Source organism: Pseudomonas sp. HN11, from assembly GCF_021390155.1.
Taxonomy (GTDB): Bacteria; Pseudomonadota; Gammaproteobacteria; order Pseudomonadales; family Pseudomonadaceae; genus Aquipseudomonas.
Genome location: NZ_CP089985.1, coordinates 2,526,726 through 2,542,710 on the forward strand (window position 1 = coordinate 2,526,726; position 15,985 = coordinate 2,542,710).

Consider the following 15,985-nt stretch of genomic DNA (forward strand, 5'->3'; position numbering starts at 1 on the left):
AAAAGAGCCCCAAAAATTGGTCACCCATTCTTCCCCAGAATTGGATATTCCTCCCCCGAGGCCCGATGACTAACCTAGCCATCAATTCCCACTGCCTTGGAGCAACACCATGCAAACCCGTACCGATTTCTACACCGCCTCCCCAGACGCCATGAAAGCCATGCTCGCCCTGGAAGCCGCCGTCGGCAAACTGTCCATCGAACTGCCATTGCTGGAGCTGGTGCGTTTGCGCGTGTCGCAGATCAACGGCTGCGCCTTCTGCCTCGACATGCACACCGCCGACGCCCGCAAAGGCGGCGAGACCGAACGCCGTCTGTACACCGTGTCGGCCTGGCGCGAAACACCATTTTTCACCCCGCGTGAACGCGCCGCGCTGGCCTGGGCCGAGAGCCTGACCCTGATCAGCCACACCCACGCCCCGGACGAAGACTTCAACGCACTGGCCGCCGAATTCAGCGCCCAGGAACAAGTCGACCTGAGCTTGGCCATCGCCACCATCAACAGCTGGAACCGTCTGGCGGTGGGTTTCCGCAAGATGCCGAAGTAAGCTTTAGAAGTTGACCGACGCACTCAAGCGCGCCGTCAGTGGCGCGCCCTGGAACACATAGTCATCGCCCATGTACTCGCCCGCGTCGCGCCAGTAGCGCTTGTCGAACAGGTTGTCGACGCTCAGGCGGAACACCGTTTCATAGCCGCTCACCTTGGTGGTATAGCGGCTGCCCACGTTTACCACGGCGTAATCCCCCACCTCCACATTGCCGCTGCGGTTGGCGTACTTCTTGGCGCTGTATTGCACGCCGCCCAGTACCGCCAGGCCGTTGACCCAGGGCAACGCATAGTCCGCATACACACTGGCACGCAGCTTGGGTACGTTGATCGCTTGGTGGCCCTCATAGTCCGCAGTACCACTGCCGGTCACCCGCGCACGAATCGCCGCCACGCTGGTTGCGATCTGCAGGCGCTCGGTGGCCCAGCCGTTGGCCGACAGTTCCAGGCCGGTGTTCTTTTGCTCGCCCTGTTGCACATAGTCGAATGTGCCAGCGCTATTGGGTTTGGCGTATTGGTAGGCCTGGCGGGTCTGGAATACGGCGGCGGTGAAGCTCATGCGGCGCCAGTCGTATTTCACCCCGGCTTCGATTTGACGTGAGGGGGTGGGGGCCAGGGTTTCACCGTCGTTGTTGGTGGTCCATGGCGCCTCGCCGCCCAGGGACAGGCCTTTGCTGTAGCTGGTGTACAGCGACACATTGTCCACCGGTTTATAGATCAACGATGCCTGGGGCAGGAACTCGTATTGCTGGGTGTGGCGTTGTTGGTTGCCGTTCTGGTCGAAGGCTTTTTCATCCAGGCGCACTTCGCGGCCGCCGAGGATGGTTTGCCATTGCTCGTTGAGGCGAATGCGGTCGGTGACGAACAGGCCGTATTGGCGGCTGTCGAGACGCTTGTGCTTGTCGTTGAGCGGCACGTCGGTAGGGGGGAAGGTCGGGGCGTCGACAGTGATGTTGGAGCTACCGATGTATTCGTTGACTGACTTGCGCTTGTCGACCACACGGCGGAATGCGCTGGTGCCGAAGGTCAGTTCATGGCCCAGGCTGCCGGTGTCGAACAGCCCGGTCATCGCTGCCTGCACTTCGTCGTCACGGCGGGTGTCGTCGGGACTGCGGTAGTCGTAGACGTCATAGTCGCCGGTTGGGCTGAAAAAAGCGGTGCCGCAATCGGTCACGTAGAAGCAGCCATACGCAAACGAGCTGTAATCATCGATCACCACCTTGCTGCGGGCGGCGCTGAGGTTGCCTTTCCATCGATCGCTGAAGCGGTACTCGAACTTGCCGTTGAGGTTCAGTGAATCAATACCGACTTGCTTCGAACCGCTCTGGTGGCCCAGCAGCTTTTTCGGCGAGGCATCGTGGGGCACTTCGGTGCCGCCGAGCAATTGGTAGCCCGGCACCGAACGCTGTTGCTTGTTCTGGTACTCGGCGTCCAGTTGCAACACCGCGTCGGGGCTGATGTTCCAGTCGAACGCCAGGGACACAAAGTCACGCTGGCCATTGGCGTGTTCCACATAGGAGTTGAGGTCTTCATGGGCCACGTTGGTGCGCAGGCCGAACTGTTGCTCACTGCCAAACCAACCGCCGACGTCGGTGGCGAGGTAGCCGCTGCCGCGGTCGTCGGTAGAGACGGTCACCGAGCGTACATCCTCCGGGCGCTTGGTCACGTAGTTGATCACGCCACTGGGCTCGGAGATCCCGCTTTGCAGGCCCGCCAGGCCCTTGAGCACTTCTACTTGCTGTTTGTTTTCCAGCGCGACGTTCTGTTCGCCGGTGATGGTGCGCCCGTTGATCTTGTAACTGCTGGCCGCATTCAGCGAGAAACCGCGCACTACAAAGTTCTCGTAGTAGCCGATGGGCGCATAGCTGTCGCCCACCGAGGCGTCGTTGCGCAGCACTTCGCTGAGCAGGCGCGCCTGCTGGTCCTTGATCAGTGCGGCGTTGATCACCGTGATCGAGGCTGGAGTGTCCAGCAGCGGTGCGTCATCGAAGCCGCCCACCGAGGCGGTTTCACTGCGGTAGCCGGATTCATCCTGGCCCTGGATTTTCACCGCCGGCAGTTCGATTTCAGCCGCCAGGCTGTTACCTATTCCGCCGCTGAGCAGCAGGCCGAGGGCGAAACGTGAGGTGACGACGGGACGAAAACGCAAAACCATGGGGGCAGGGCCTTAAAGCGCGGGGCGGGGGGCGCATAAGCTAGGCATATCGGCCAGGTTTTACAAGGTATTGAGAAGGCTTCTGCGTTAGTGGCGGTGCTTTAGCGTTTCACTCGGCAGTTCCTTGAACAATGCGCGGTAACTGTTGGAAAACCGCCCCAGATGCCAGAACGACCAGTTCATCGCCACCTCGGCCACGGTGGCATCCGCTGAACCCAGCAACTCCCGCCGCGCCCCATTCAAACGGCGCAACCTCAACCACTGCGCCGGGCTCATCCCGGTGTAGGTCTTGAAGCCCTGTTGCAACTGACGCAACGGCACGTCGGCAATACGCGCCAGTTCCAGCAGGTTGACGGTCTCGTCCGGCGCATCCGCCGCCCATTCGCCGATGCGCGCCATCAGCCGGCGTTCCTCGCTGCGCCGCTGTAATGAGTGGCGGTCCAGGCATACGCAAGCGTTGTCGAGGATGAACAGGCAATCGTCCAGCAATTGCTGGGTCAGCGTGTCGCGGCTGGCGGGGTCGATGTCGCTGGACAGGCGTGTGAGGGTGCCACTCAGCCAGCGACTGAATAGCCCATTCTGCTGGCAGGTCAGCGGCGCCATGAACAGGCCTTCAAGTTTCGCCACCTCCAGCCCATGGCGTTGCACGAACTGCGGTCCGAACACCACCGCTACTTCACGGTAGTTTTCCGGGGTGATCCAGGTGTTGCGGCTTTCGCCATTGAGCAGGTACAGCGTGTTGTCACTGCCGTCGAAATAAAAGGCCAACGAACCAGGCGGTGCATTGAAATGCTGCTCCACGCGGGTGTTCATGCACTCTTCGTATACCTCCACACCTTGCAGGTCCAGGTAGCGGATTCGCCCGGCAAAATGCCCCGGGGACATCTGCTGGTACTGTTGCACCCAGCCGGGTGTCGCACTGCATTGAGCGGCCACGTCACCGGTGGTGAAGGCCTGTACGCGCAAAGCTGTTGCCTGTGTCATGGGTAACCTGGGCGCACTCTATTGGTGCGTTGTGGCTCGTGCAAAGTGGATAGATGCCGCAGGGGCGGCGGCATCAAGATAGACCTCAATGCGCCAGGAGTACAAGCCGGTGCACGCACCCAACCCATGACGAGGTCCTTATGAACGCCCCCTTCGATCAGCTGTCCGCCTGGCTGAAAGAACACAAGATTACCGAAGTCGAATGCGTGATCAGTGATTTGACTGGCATCGCACGCGGCAAGATTGCGCCCACCAACAAGTTCCTGCATGAGCGAGGCATGCGCCTGCCGGAAAGTGTGCTGCTGCAAACGGTAACCGGGGACTTTGTCGACGACGACATTTACTACGACCTGCTCGACCCGGCCGACATCGACATGATCTGTCGCCCTGTTTCCAATGCTACTTACGTTGTGCCCTGGGCCATCGAACCCACCGCGATCGTGATCCACGACACCTTCGACAAGCAGGGCAACCCCATCGAGTTGTCGCCGCGCAACGTGCTGAAGAAGGTCCTGCAGCTCTACGCCGATCGGGGCTGGCAGCCGATCGTCGCGCCGGAAATGGAGTTCTACCTGACCCAGCGCTGCGAAGACCCGGACCTGCCGTTGAAAACCCCGGTAGGCCGCTCCGGCCGCGCCGAAACCGGGCGCCAGTCTTTTTCCATCGATGCCGCCAACGAATTCGACCCATTGTTCGAGGACGTCTACGACTGGTGCGAAGCCCAGGGCCTGGACCTCGACACGCTGATCCACGAAGACGGCCCGGCGCAGATGGAAATCAACTTCCGCCATGGCGACGCCCTTGACCTGGCCGACCAGATCACCGTGTTCAAACGCACCCTGCGCGAGGCCGCTCTCAAGCACAACGTAGCCGCGACCTTTATGGCCAAGCCGGTGGCTGACGAGCCGGGCAGCGCCATGCATCTGCACCAAAGTGTGGTGGATATCGCCACCGGCAAACCGGTCTTTGTCGATGCCGACGGCAACAAGAGCCAACTGTTCCTGCACCACATCGGCGGCTTGCAGAAGTACATTCCCAAGCTGCTGCCGATGTTTGCGCCGAACGTGAACTCGTTCCGCCGCTTCCTGCCGGACACCTCGGCGCCGGTCAACGTCGAGTGGGGCGAAGAGAACCGCACCGTCGGCCTGCGCGTGCCCACCTCCAGCCCCGACGCCATGCGCGTCGAAAACCGCTTGCCTGGCGCCGATGCCAATCCCTACCTGGCGATTGCGGCTAGCCTGCTGTGTGGCTACCTCGGGATGACCGAACAGATCGAACCCAGCGCGCCGGTGGAGGGCCGCGCCTACGAGCGCCGCAACCTGCGCCTGCCGTTCACCCTCGAAGATGCGCTGGCACGCATGGAGGATTGCGACACGGTCAAGCGGTACCTGGGCGACAAGTTCGTGCGCGGCTACGTCGCGGTCAAGCGCGCCGAGCACGAGAATTTCAAGCGGGTTATCAGTTCCTGGGAGCGTGAGTTCCTGCTGTTAAGCGTCTGAAAAACCAATAAAGGGGTGTCGATATGCGTCTTGTGAAACAGCTTCTCCCGCTGGCCCTGGTGGCCGCGTTCAGCAGCGCCAGCCAGGCGGCGCCGACGGTCAGCGTCTACAACTGGACCGACTATATCGGCGAGACCACCCTGGCCGACTTCCAGGCCAAGACCGGAATCAAGCCGATCTACGACGTGTTCGACTCCAACGAAACCCTGGAGGGCAAGTTGCTCGCCGGGCGCACCGGCTACGACGTGGTGGTGCCGTCCAACCACTTCCTGGCGCGCCAGGTAAAGGCCGGTGCGTTCCTCAAGCTCGACCGCGCGCAACTGCCCAACTTCAAGAACCTCGACCCCAAGCTGCTCAAGCTGTTGGAAAATAATGACCCAGGCAACGCGCACTCGGTACCCTACCTGTGGGGCACCAATGGCATCGGCTACAATGTCGACAAGGTCAAGCAGGTGCTGGGCATCGATCATATCGATTCATGGGCGGTGCTGTTCGAGCCCGAGAACATCAAGAAGCTCAATCAGTGCGGCGTAGCTTTCCTCGATTCGGCGGACGAGCTGTTCCCGGCGATTCTCAACTACATGGGCAAGGACCCGCGCAGCGAGAACGCTGAGGATTACAAGCAGGCTGAGGCCAAGCTGCTCACGCTGCGCCCGTACATCACGTACTTCCATTCTTCCAAGTACATCTCGGACCTGGCCAACGGTGATATCTGCGTGGCCTTCGGTTATTCCGGCGACGTGTTCCAGGCTGCCAATCGCGCCAAAGAAGCCAAGAATGGGGTGAACATTGCGTATTCGATTCCCAAGGAAGGCTCCAACCTGTGGTTCGACCTGCTGGCGATTCCCGCCGACGCGAGCAACCCGAAAGAAGCCCACGCGTTCATCAATTACCTGCTCGACCCAGAGGTGATCGCCAAGGTCAGTGCTTCGGTGGGGTATGCCAACGCCAACCCGGCGGCCAAGGCCTTCATGGACCCGGAACTGGTGAACAACCCTGAGGTGTACCCGCCGCAGGACGTGCTCGACAAACTCTATATTTCCACCACGCCGACCCCGGCGACCATGCGCCTGATGACCCGCGCCTGGAGCAAAGTGAAGACCAACAAATGATGCAGTCGACTGACCACGCCCGGTCCTATTACCGGGCTACGGCCAACGCCCTGACGGAGCGGCCCGCATTGGGGGCCGATCTGACCGCCGATGTATGCGTGATCGGCGGCGGGTTCACCGGCGTCAACACCGCCATCGAACTTGCCCAGCGTGGGCTCTCGGTGATCCTGCTGGAAGCCCGACGTATTGGCTGGGGCGCCAGCGGGCGCAACGGCGGGCAGTTGATTCGCGGTATCGGCCATGATGTGTCTGGATTCGCCAAGTACGTGGGGGAGGAGGGTGTGCGTTACCTGGAGCACGCCGGCATCGACTCGGTTGCCTTGGTGGGCGAGCGTATCCTGGCGCATAACATCGACTGTGACCTGCGCTGGGGCTTTTGCGAGTTGGCCAATACCCCGGCGCAATTCGCGGCGTTCAAGGGCGAGCAGGCGCACTTGGCGGCGCTGGGGTACACCCATGAAACCCGATTGGTCGGCCCTGGGGACATGCGGCAAGTGGTGGGTTCGACGATGTATGCCGGTGGCTTGGTGGACATGGGCTCCGGGCATTTGCATCCGCTGAACCTGGTACTGGGTGAAGCTCGGCTGGCCGAATCCCTCGGGGTGCGGATCTTCGAGCACACCGAAGTGCTGGAACTGCTCCATGGCGACACGGTGCAGGTGCGCTGCGCCGGTGGCACGGTGCGTGCCGACAACCTGGTGCTGGCATGCAATGCCCATCTGGAGGAACTGGAACCGCGCTTGAGCGGCAAGGTACTCCCGGCAGGCAGTTACATCATCGCCACCGAACCGCTTTCAGAAGCATTGGCCAACCAATTGATCCCGCAGAACCTCGCGCTGTGCGACCAGAAGGTCGGGCTGGATTACTACCGATTGTCCGCTGACCGTCGCCTGCTGTTCGGCGGCGCCTGCCATTACTCCGGACGCGATCCGGCGGACATCGCCGCCTACATGCAGCCGAAAATGCTCAAGGTGTTTCCGCAATTGGCCAATACCGCCATCGAGTTTCAGTGGGGCGGCAAGATCGGCATCACCGCCAACCGCTTCCCGCAGGTGGGGCGCCTGAAGCAGTACCCGAATGTGTTTTATGCCCAGGGGTATTCCGGGCATGGGCTGAATGTGACGCACTGGTGTGCAAGGCTGCTGGCCGAAGGTATCCACGCCGGACGCAGCACTGGCCTGGATATTTTCAGTCAAGTACCCCATATGACGTTTCCCGGCGGCAAGGCATTGCGTTCGCCGCTGTTGGCACTGGGGATGTTGTGGTATCGGTTGCGGGAGTTGATCTAACCGACACCACAATCCAAATGTGGGAGCGGCGTCAGGCCTTGGGTTCGGTCAGTACCTTGCGAAAGGTTTCTACCAACGGGCGAAGGTTGATCCGATGCCACGCCGCCCACAGCGGGGTGGTGTAATTCAACCATGGCAGTTCGCGCAGTATCACGCCGGGCGGTGCGTTGCGGCTCAGGCCTTTTTGCACCATTGCCACGCCCAGCCCGGAGGCGACCAGCCCCAACGCGGTAAACGGCTCCCCGGCCTCCATGGGAATCTGTGGGGTGAAACCGGCGCGGATGCAGGCGGCAACGAAGTCGTCGGCTGGGTTGGCGCCAGGTTTGCGCTGTACGCCAATCCATTCCTGCTCGGCCAGGTGCTCTGGCAACAGCTCGCTTCGGCTTGCCAGTGGGTGATGCTCCGGCAAAGCCAACAGCATCGGTTCATCCAGTACTTGCAGCGCGATCAGGTCCGGATCATCGGCGGCGGGTGGTTCGCTGACGAGGGCAATGTCCAAGCTGCGTTGGCGCAGGCCCTCGAGTTGCTCGAGGGACGGCAGGTTATACAGCTTGATATGCACGGTGGGGCGGTCGTCCCTCAATATGCGCAAGGCGTTGGGCAATACACCGGCATGCATGGCGTTTTCGATATAGCCGATGCACAGTCCACCTTCTTCGCCACGGCCCAGACGCTTGCCCAGGGATTCCAGGCGGTTGGCGTGGGTCAGCAGTGCCCTGGTTTCAGCCAGGAAAGTCTGGCCATCACGGGTGAGGCGGATACGCTGCTGGCTGCGTTCGAACAGGGTCAGCCCCAGGCGCTCTTCCAGTTGGGCAATCTGCCGGCTCAGCGGTGACTGGGAGATGTGCAAGCGCTCGGCAGCGCGGCCGACGTGTTCTTCTTCGGCGACCACTTCGAAGTAGCGCAATTGGCGTAGGTCGATCATGTTAGACCTCGGAGGACTCAAGTTGGTCGCAGTATGTCTTGGACGGTCCGATCTCTGCAATCTAGGATCTGCTCAACGGTCATAGCGACCTCTTACCCATTTGAGGATCCACCATGAGCTTGAAAGATAAACTTCCCGGTCAACTCGGCTTCGGCACTGCACCGCTGGGCAACATGTTCCGCGCCATTCCAGAAGACGAGGCCCAGGCCACAGTGCAAGCCGCCTGGAACGCTGGCGTGCGCTATTTCGACACCGCGCCGTTCTACGGCTCGGGCCTCTCGGAAATCCGTCTGGGCCAGGCCTTGTCACAGTACAACCGCGATGACTTCGTGCTCAGCACCAAAGTCGGCCGGGTGATTCTCGACGAAATCGAAGACAGCGCCCGCGACCTCGGCGAAAAAAACGGCGTCTTCGAACACGGCCGTCCGAACAAGATGCTCAATGACTACAGCGCCGACGCCACCCTGCGTTCCATCGAAGACAGCCTGACCCGCCTCAAAACCGACCGCCTGGACATCGTGTGGATCCATGACATTGCCCAAGACTTCTACGGCGACCAGTGGCTGGACTACTTCAACCAGGCCCGCACCGGCGCCTTCAAAGTGCTGACCCGCCTGCGCGAAGAAGGCGTGATCAAGGCCTGGGGCCTGGGCGTGAACCGCGTCGAGCCGTGCGAGCTGACGCTGGATTTGACCGAAGCACAACCCGACGGCTTTTTGCTGGCCGGCCGCTACACTCTGCTGGACCACGACCGCGCCCTGCAGCGCCTGATGGACGCGGCCCTGGCGCAGAACGTCGAGATCGTCGTCGGTGGCCCCTACAGCTCCGGCATCCTCGCCGGTGGCGAACACTTTGAATACCAGAAAGCCAGCCCGGCGATCATCAGCAAGGTCGAGCAGATCAAGGCGATTGCCCAGGCATTCGGCGTCAGCGTAAAAGCCGCTGCCCTGCAATTTTCCCTGGCCCATCCGGCCGTGGCGGCCGTCATTCCCGGTGCCAGTCGTCCGGGGCGGATTGCCGAAGACGTCGCTGCGTTGTCAGAGAAGATCCCCGCAGGCTTCTGGCAGGCCTTGCGCGACGCCCGATTGATTTCGGATCGCGCACCCCTGCCGCTTTAACTTCAGGAGTTTCAACCATGAAAATCGACGTAAGCGGCAAAGTAGCGATTGTCAGCGGCAGCACTGCCGGTATTGGCCTGGGCATCAGCCAGGCGCTGGCGCAATCCGGCGCCACGGTGGTGGTGATCGGGCGTGAAGCCGGCAAGGTGGATGACGCCTTGGCGAGCATCCGCCAGGCCGTTCCCGGCGCGGAGCTGCGTGGGTTGGTGGCGGATCTCGGCACAGCCGAAGGCGCAGAAAAACTCTTCGCCGCCGAACCGCGTGCCGACATCCTGGTCAACAACCTGGGTATCTTCAACGATGTGGATTTCTTTGAAGCCCCGGACAGCGAGTGGACACGCTTCTATGAGGTCAATGTGATCTCCGGCGTGCGCTTGGCACGGCATTACACGCCGGGCATGGTCGAGCAGGGCTGGGGGCGGGTGATTTTCCTGTCGTCGGAGTCCGGCGTGGCGACCCCGGCGGACATGATCAACTACGGCGTGACCAAAAGCGCCAACCTGGCGGTGTCCCATGGTTTGGCCAAGCGCCTGGCGGGCACCGGTGTGACGGTGAACGCGGTGTTGCCCGGCCCGACCTTTACCGACGGCCTGGAGCAGATGCTCAAGGACGCCACCGCAAAATCCGGGCGCAGTGCGCGGGATGAGGCGGATGTGTTTGTGCGAAACGCACGGCCGACCTCGATCATCCAGCGTGCGGCGAATGTGGAGGAAGTCGCCAACCTGGTGGCGTACATTGCTTCACCGCTGTCGTCTGCCACCACCGGTGCCGCGTTGCGGGTCGACGGTGGCGTGGTCGACAGCATGGCTATCTGAATTGTTTTCTATTGTCTGGAGTAACTAACGTGGCAACAGCGTCTTCTGTGATTGAAATCCCGGTCTCGGCCGATCAAGTCTGGCAATTGGTCGGCGGCTTCAACAGCTTGCCGGACTGGCTGCCGTTCATTGTCAAAAGCGAGCCAAGCGAGGGCGGCCGCGTGCGTCATCTGCAAACCGCCGACGGTGGCGTGGTGGTGGAGCGGTTGCAGAGCTTTGATAACGTCGGGCGTACCTACAGCTACACCATCGAGCAGTCGCCGTTTCCGGTGAGTGCCTACCTGGCGACGGTACAGGTCGAGGCGTTGGGCGAAGCATCGGCGAAAGTGACCTGGTCCGGTGTGTTCACGCCGGCGGCGGAGACCACGGATGCGGCGGTGGAAGAGTTGTTTGCGGGTGTCTATAACGGTGGCCTTGAGGCCTTGCGGGCCAATTTCTAAGCCGATTTACCGGGTAGCGCAAGCCTGATGTGGCAGCGGGCTTGCTCGCGAAAGCGGTGGTTCAGTCAGTACATCTGTCACTGAAAAATCGCTTTCGCGAGCAAGCCCGCTCCCACATGTTTGACCGCGTTGATTTTCAACTTTCTGGCATCAGTTGCTGGCGGCACTCAAGCACCAAGCGTGCACCGCCGCGCTGGCTAGTGCCGACCTCCAACTTGAACCCATGCAAGTTGATGATCGCCGCCACAATCGACAAGCCCAATCCAAACCCGCCTTGCTGGTCGCTTTCATCCACACGATAGAAGCGCTGGAACACCGCGTCACGTTCCGCCGCCGGTATGCCAGGGCCGGAGTCGTGCACTTCGATACGCGTGCTGCCGGCATCATTGACCCCCCGCAGGATCACTTCGCCACCCGGCGGGGAGAACTTGATCGAGTTGCTCAGCAGGTTGGCCAAGGCTTCGAACAACAGGGCACGGTCGCCGGTGATCCAGGGCAGGGACTCCGGTGTTTCGAGGCGCAGTTGCAATTCGCCTTCCTCGGCCAGAGGCAGGTAGAAGTCGTGCAGTTCGCGCAACAGCGGCAGTGGGTCCATGACCAGGAAGCCCGAGCGACGTTGGTGGTCTTCCAGTTCGGAGATGCGCAACAGTCCGCGAAAACGCGCCATCAAGGTATCGGTTTCGGCAATCGCGTCATCCAGTTTCACCGCGTAGTCCGACTCCGCCTCGGCCTCCTGCTTGATGCGGTATAGCTGCGCACGCAGGCGTGTCAGCGGCGTGCGCAGGTCGTGGGCGATGTTGTCGCACACGCCCTTGACCTCGTTCATCAGCTTCTCGATGCGATCAAGCATGGCGTTGACGATAGCCGCGAGCATGTCCAGTTCGTCACGCCGGTTCGACAGCGGCAGGCGGTGGGTGAGGTCGCCGGCGACGATGGCTTCGGCGCTGGCCTGGATCCCGCGAATCCGCCGCAATGGGCGACGGCGCAATAAATGCCAGCCGGCAGCGCCAGGAATAATCGTCAGGGACAACGCCCACAGCAGGGCATGCCAGATGATCCGGGTCACGCCGAACAACGAACCGTTGGCGCGCACCAGCACCAGCCAGCGGCCGTCTTCGGTGTGGGTGGCGACGGCGTCGCAGCTGTCCTTCGGCAATTTGGGGTCGTCAGAGTCGACGCAATTGGTCAGGGCGTGAATCTTGCCGTCCAGGGGCAGGTCCGGCGGCACCGCGCGGATGGGACCACTGAGTGGGCGAAACTGTTCATCGAACAGGCCGTAGGCGTCCACGCCCTTCATGTCGAAGGTCATGCTGGTGGTCAGGGCCTCCACCAGTTCCTCGCCGTCAAAACGCTGGAACAAATGCTGGCGCTGCATCAGGGAGTGGCGCGACAGGTCGCCCAGATAGCCCGACACCTCGTAATACAGCACCCCCATGAGGATGCAGCTCCAGGCCACGAACAGCGAACTGTACAGCGCCAGCAACCGGCTGCTGGAAGAGCGCCAGCCCTTAGAGGGGTTCAGCAATGACATAACCGGAACCTCGTACCGTGCGGATCAGCGGCGTGAGGCCCGGTGGGTCGATCTTCTTGCGCAGACGGCCGATGTGCACGTCGATCAGGTTGGTGCCGGGGTCGAAGTGATAGCCCCAGACTTCCTCGAAGATCATCATCCGCGACAGGATCTGCCCGGTATTGCGCATCAGGAATTCGAGCAACTTGTATTCGGTGGGCAGCAGGCTCAGGGGCTGATCGGCGCGGCTGGCTTCGCGGCTGATCAGGTTCAGCTCCAGGTCGGCCACGCGCAGGGCCGTTTCGAATTCCTGGACGGTGCTTTTGCGCCGCAGCAGCACTTCGACCCGGGCGGCCATTTCATCCGAGGCGAACGGTTTGGTGAGGTAGTCATCACCGCCGGCACGCAGACCGCGCACCCGTTCGTCCACGTCGGAGAGGGCGCTGATCATCAGGATCGGCGTGGATACACCAATAGTGCGCAGCGTGGTGACGATGGCCAGGCCATCGAGTTCCGGCAACATGCGGTCGAGGGTGATCAGGTCGTAATCGCCGCTCACGGCGCGGACCAGGCCTTCGCGGCCGTTGTCTACCCAATCTACATCCAGTCCATGGCTACTCAGCTCGGCGACGATCTCGCGGGCTGTTACGGCGTCATCCTCGATGGTCAAAATACGGGTCATAGGATTACCTGGTGAGCAGTTCACACTAGAAGTGCGGGCATTTTGCCAAGAAATGGCTGAACGCTTCCTAAATAAAACTTCATGTTGGCAAAACTGACACATCTTTCATGACCGGCGGCCGGGGAATGCATATCGCCCGCCCGCAACGGGCCTTTCTTGCAAGTTGCATGGTTCAAGTAAGTTCAATTTACTTAACTTGCTGATTTATAAGGTTTTTAATTTTTGTACCAACTGGCACGGTGCCTGCACTGTCCCTTTTGAGACTTGTAACACTATTTTTCTGCCTTGGAGCACCACAACAATGATCACATCCTCATCCACGCTGCAAGAGTCGAGCACGCTCTCCGGGGTTTCCTGGGGAGCGATTTTTGCCGGGGCGGCCGCTGCGGCCGCGTTGTCCCTGATCCTGGTACTGCTGGGCTTCGGCCTGGGCTTTTCGGCGGTGTCACCGTGGGCTGACAACGGTATCAGTGCCAAGGGGCTTGGCATTTCCACGATTGTCTGGCTGGCGTTTACGCAGATTGTCGCGTCTGGGTTGGGCGGTTACATCGCCGGCCGGTTGCGGGTGAAGTGGGCAAATATGCACGGCGATGAGGTGTACTTTCGCGACACCGCCCATGGTTTCCTGGCCTGGGCAGTTGCCACGCTGATTACCGCAGTGCTGGTGGTCGGTTCGGTCAGCAGCGTCGTCAGTGGTGGCGTGAAAGCCGGTGCCAGTGTTGCAGCGGGCGCCGCCAGCGGTGTCACACAAGCCGCCGGCAGTGCAGCCAAAGGTGTCAACGGTGGCGACTTTGACTATTACGTCGACAGCCTGTTCCGCGACGACCGCCCGGTCGCCGTCAGTGATGACGCCGCCCATGGCGTGGTCGCCCGCATCTTCACCCGCACGCTGGCCAACGACGGCCAGCTCGCCCCCGAAGACCGTGCCTACCTGGCCCAGTTGATCAGCCAGCGCACCAACCTCAGCCAGGCGGACGCCGAAGCGCGTATCGACAAGGTCTATGGCGATGCCCGTAAAGCCGTTGAAGACGCCAAGCTCAAAGCCAAGCAAGCCGCTGACACCGCCGCCAAGGTCGCTGCGTATACCTCGCTGTGGACCTTTGTGGCGCTGTTGATCGGTGCGTTCTTCGCCAGCTTCGCAGCCACCTTTGGCGGTCGACGTCGCGATGCCGTGGTGTATGTCGAAACTGAACACTTCGTACGTTAATAAAAGGAGAACATCATGCGCTCATTACTTCTGTGGTTCCTCGGCATCCCTATTCCGATCATCATCCTGATCGCGATCTTCATGTAATCAGCAACTGCATCATCCGAGCCGCGCCTGACCCACAGGCGCGGCTTTTTGCTGTAAAGCCATGCAGCCGGTAGAGCGTGCTGAACGGTAATTCTGGCTGTACGCTCGTGAGCCTGATCGCCGTCCTTATTGACTGTGGCGTTCTCCCGCCTTCGTAGTTATCGCTGTTTCCGATTCAATCGGTCTATTTTCAAGTGTGCAAACTCAAATGCGGCGGTTTGTTAGTTTAATTAGAAGTAAGAAAATTTCTCTCATACCTGTCAATGTTGACAGTATCCATTGGTTCCCGCCTGCGATAGCGTTGACCTGTCGTGAAAACAATACATCATCTTTTAATTTAGTTGAGGACGTTTGTGATGACGCAGTCAACGAATCAAAAGATAGCGCAGACAACGGATAGAGTGCCCGCGAACAGGCCCGTCATGACCCTTAAGCTTTAACCGACGCCTATTTTCCAGTGGGACGCTCATATTTCTCACACACCGCGAAGTCGGCGCAGCTGAAGGCACGGTTGACTGCAAATTAAGCGGAGTAAGTTGTCCGGATTTTCAGTTGATACTCACGTTCAAGATTTCATAAGGTCGGGTTGATAGTCTTAAGGCTTTTATCCAGTTGGTGTGGCGCAGATTATTGTGCGCAAGCAATTTCAAAAAAATTCTTTCAAGGTGATTAGTATGAACACGCCAGTAAGTCAACAAACAAGGCATACGGAAGGCACCGCTACGGCCGATATTTTCAATCCTCAAAATACGCCTGATCACTATTCCTTTGAGGCCGAACCTGCGCGTTTATTGATGTATCGAAACAATAACTCCATCAACGTCATCGTCGGTCAAAAGGTAAGTCACGGCAGTTTAACCGACCATTCAATATTTTTGACATTTCCGGATATGGTTCAGGGTGAGTCACGATCATTCGATTTTTCGGACGCTACTCAAATGACTGCGTACTACAATCAAACCAAGGGATTTTCAACGACGCCCTACAGCATCGTTAGTGGGGAAGGCACCCTGTCACTGGATCATCAGGATGTAATGACTGTTACTTTTAAGGGTAGGGGTGCTTGGAATAACGATAGGGTTGAAATCGACAGGGGGGCTATGAGGCTTGAGGGTTTTCAGGAAGGTCAGGCGCTTGATAAGGTGATAAGCCACAACGCTCTTGCAGTGGGTACGCTCAGCGTCGCGTTTACGGGGGGGCCATCTGGGGAGTCGGATTTTAATGCGACCACGGTACACATGATTTATGAGCCAGGCTTTCCGGTGGGAGAGGAATCGTATTGGCTGATGCAGGGTTATGGGGTTCAAAACCTCAGGGAAAGAGTGTTTTACATCGTGATAAAAGAGAGCGCCACAGGCAGCCAATTTGATTTGGCGACGAGCAAGGACGTAGCGTTGGGCTATTACTTCTATGGAGACGGAGCCGCCGGCGTTCCCGTGAGTGGAACGTTGACAGTGGAACATCATCCGGCAAGTGGACGCGCAAAAGGCTCTTTCGATTGCGTGTTGAGAGGGAATCACTCGGGTGATTATCGGGCCGTGGGTACGTTTGATATCAAATAGTTCTAAGGCGGGCAATAAACCAGGTGTGGTGAAGTTAATACAGTGCTCATCACA

At 59.9% G+C, this 15,985-nt stretch carries 14 protein-coding genes; 9 read left to right on the forward strand and 5 right to left on the reverse strand.

Annotated features, from left to right (window positions below):
* The first annotated feature begins 109 nt into the window (after positions 1–109).
* Positions 110–547 (forward strand): carboxymuconolactone decarboxylase family protein, encoded by a 438-nt coding sequence (locus tag LVW35_RS11485; RefSeq protein WP_233895592.1) that lies wholly within the window; start codon positions 110–112, stop codon positions 545–547.
* A 3-nt stretch (positions 548–550) separates the two neighbouring features.
* Here the strand turns inward: LVW35_RS11485 and LVW35_RS11490 are convergent, their stop codons facing one another.
* The gene (locus LVW35_RS11490; RefSeq protein WP_233895594.1) at positions 551–2,701 is read right to left on the reverse strand and encodes a TonB-dependent siderophore receptor; all 2,151 of its coding nucleotides are present in this window, start codon (positions 2,699–2,701) and stop codon (positions 551–553) included.
* 87 nt (positions 2,702–2,788) lie between these two features.
* Positions 2,789–3,685, reverse strand: a complete 897-nt coding sequence (locus LVW35_RS11495) for a helix-turn-helix domain-containing protein (protein WP_233895595.1) — start codon at positions 3,683–3,685, stop codon at positions 2,789–2,791.
* Positions 3,686–3,825: 140 nt separating this feature from the next.
* On the opposite strand from LVW35_RS11495, the gene LVW35_RS11500 reads away from it, so the two are divergent.
* Genes LVW35_RS11500 through LVW35_RS11510 form a run of 3 tightly spaced genes read left to right on the forward strand, consistent with a single transcriptional unit; the run spans position 3,826 to position 7,585 of the window.
* Positions 3,826–5,184 carry a glutamine synthetase family protein gene (locus tag LVW35_RS11500; RefSeq protein WP_233895596.1) on the forward strand — a complete coding sequence of 453 codons (1,359 nt, stop codon included), beginning with the start codon at positions 3,826–3,828 and terminating at the stop codon, positions 5,182–5,184.
* Positions 5,185–5,207: 23 nt separating this feature from the next.
* Positions 5,208–6,296 (forward strand): polyamine ABC transporter substrate-binding protein, encoded by a 1,089-nt coding sequence (locus tag LVW35_RS11505; protein ID WP_233895597.1) that lies wholly within the window; start codon positions 5,208–5,210, stop codon positions 6,294–6,296.
* Positions 6,293–7,585, forward strand: coding sequence for an NAD(P)/FAD-dependent oxidoreductase (locus tag LVW35_RS11510; protein ID WP_233895598.1), 1,293 nt, complete (start codon positions 6,293–6,295; stop codon positions 7,583–7,585). The genes LVW35_RS11505 and LVW35_RS11510 overlap by 4 nt, the downstream gene beginning before the upstream one ends.
* Positions 7,586–7,616: 31 nt before the next feature.
* Here the strand turns inward: LVW35_RS11510 and LVW35_RS11515 are convergent, their stop codons facing one another.
* Positions 7,617–8,510, reverse strand: a complete 894-nt coding sequence (locus tag LVW35_RS11515; RefSeq protein WP_233895599.1) for a LysR substrate-binding domain-containing protein — start codon at positions 8,508–8,510, stop codon at positions 7,617–7,619.
* A gap of 113 nt (positions 8,511–8,623) precedes the next feature.
* Between LVW35_RS11515 and LVW35_RS11520 the strand changes: the two genes are divergently transcribed.
* From LVW35_RS11520 to LVW35_RS11530, 3 genes are read left to right on the forward strand one after another with little or no spacing between them, the layout of a single operon-like run.
* On the forward strand, positions 8,624–9,628 hold the full coding sequence (locus LVW35_RS11520) for an aldo/keto reductase (RefSeq protein ID WP_233895600.1): 1,005 nt from the start codon (positions 8,624–8,626) through the stop codon (positions 9,626–9,628).
* 17 nt (positions 9,629–9,645) lie between these two features.
* Positions 9,646–10,443, forward strand: a complete 798-nt coding sequence (locus LVW35_RS11525; RefSeq protein WP_233895602.1) for an SDR family NAD(P)-dependent oxidoreductase — start codon at positions 9,646–9,648, stop codon at positions 10,441–10,443.
* Positions 10,444–10,472: 29 nt separating this feature from the next.
* Complete coding sequence (locus LVW35_RS11530; protein WP_233895603.1) at positions 10,473–10,883, forward strand: SRPBCC family protein; 411 nt, start codon at positions 10,473–10,475, stop codon at positions 10,881–10,883.
* Positions 10,884–11,019: 136 nt separating this feature from the next.
* Here the strand turns inward: LVW35_RS11530 and LVW35_RS11535 are convergent, their stop codons facing one another.
* Positions 11,020–12,414: a sensor histidine kinase gene (locus tag LVW35_RS11535; RefSeq protein WP_233895605.1), complete on the reverse strand. Its 1,395-nt coding sequence runs from the start codon at positions 12,412–12,414 to the stop codon at positions 11,020–11,022.
* On the reverse strand, positions 12,392–13,075 hold the full coding sequence (locus LVW35_RS11540; RefSeq protein WP_010211030.1) for a response regulator transcription factor: 684 nt from the start codon (positions 13,073–13,075) through the stop codon (positions 12,392–12,394). The genes LVW35_RS11535 and LVW35_RS11540 overlap by 23 nt, the downstream gene beginning before the upstream one ends.
* 301 nt (positions 13,076–13,376) lie before the next feature.
* Between LVW35_RS11540 and LVW35_RS11545 the strand changes: the two genes are divergently transcribed.
* Positions 13,377–14,282 (forward strand): hypothetical protein, encoded by a 906-nt coding sequence (locus LVW35_RS11545; RefSeq protein WP_233895606.1) that lies wholly within the window; start codon positions 13,377–13,379, stop codon positions 14,280–14,282.
* A gap of 761 nt (positions 14,283–15,043) precedes the next feature.
* A complete protein-coding gene (locus LVW35_RS11550; protein ID WP_233895607.1) occupies positions 15,044–15,931 on the forward strand; it encodes a hypothetical protein in 888 nt (295 codons plus the stop codon).
* The last annotated feature ends 54 nt before the right edge of the window (positions 15,932–15,985 follow it).

Bases quoted from the DNA above. Each gene is read 5' to 3' on its own strand.
- LVW35_RS11485 (WP_233895592.1), top strand. From the start codon at position 110: ATGCAAACCCGTACCGATTTCTACACCGCCTCCCCAGACGCCATGAAA.
- LVW35_RS11490 (WP_233895594.1), bottom strand. From the start codon at position 2,701: ATGGTTTTGCGTTTTCGTCCCGTCGTCACCTCACGTTTCGCCCTCGGC.
- LVW35_RS11495 (WP_233895595.1), bottom strand. From the start codon at position 3,685: ATGACACAGGCAACAGCTTTGCGCGTACAGGCCTTCACCACCGGTGAC.
- LVW35_RS11500 (WP_233895596.1), top strand. From the start codon at position 3,826: ATGAACGCCCCCTTCGATCAGCTGTCCGCCTGGCTGAAAGAACACAAG.
- LVW35_RS11505 (WP_233895597.1), top strand. From the start codon at position 5,208: ATGCGTCTTGTGAAACAGCTTCTCCCGCTGGCCCTGGTGGCCGCGTTC.
- LVW35_RS11510 (WP_233895598.1), top strand. From the start codon at position 6,293: ATGATGCAGTCGACTGACCACGCCCGGTCCTATTACCGGGCTACGGCC.
- LVW35_RS11515 (WP_233895599.1), bottom strand. From the start codon at position 8,510: ATGATCGACCTACGCCAATTGCGCTACTTCGAAGTGGTCGCCGAAGAA.
- LVW35_RS11520 (WP_233895600.1), top strand. From the start codon at position 8,624: ATGAGCTTGAAAGATAAACTTCCCGGTCAACTCGGCTTCGGCACTGCA.
- LVW35_RS11525 (WP_233895602.1), top strand. From the start codon at position 9,646: ATGAAAATCGACGTAAGCGGCAAAGTAGCGATTGTCAGCGGCAGCACT.
- LVW35_RS11535 (WP_233895605.1), bottom strand. From the start codon at position 12,414: ATGTCATTGCTGAACCCCTCTAAGGGCTGGCGCTCTTCCAGCAGCCGG.
- LVW35_RS11540 (WP_010211030.1), bottom strand. From the start codon at position 13,075: ATGACCCGTATTTTGACCATCGAGGATGACGCCGTAACAGCCCGCGAG.
- LVW35_RS11545 (WP_233895606.1), top strand. From the start codon at position 13,377: ATGATCACATCCTCATCCACGCTGCAAGAGTCGAGCACGCTCTCCGGG.
- LVW35_RS11550 (WP_233895607.1), top strand. From the start codon at position 15,044: ATGAACACGCCAGTAAGTCAACAAACAAGGCATACGGAAGGCACCGCT.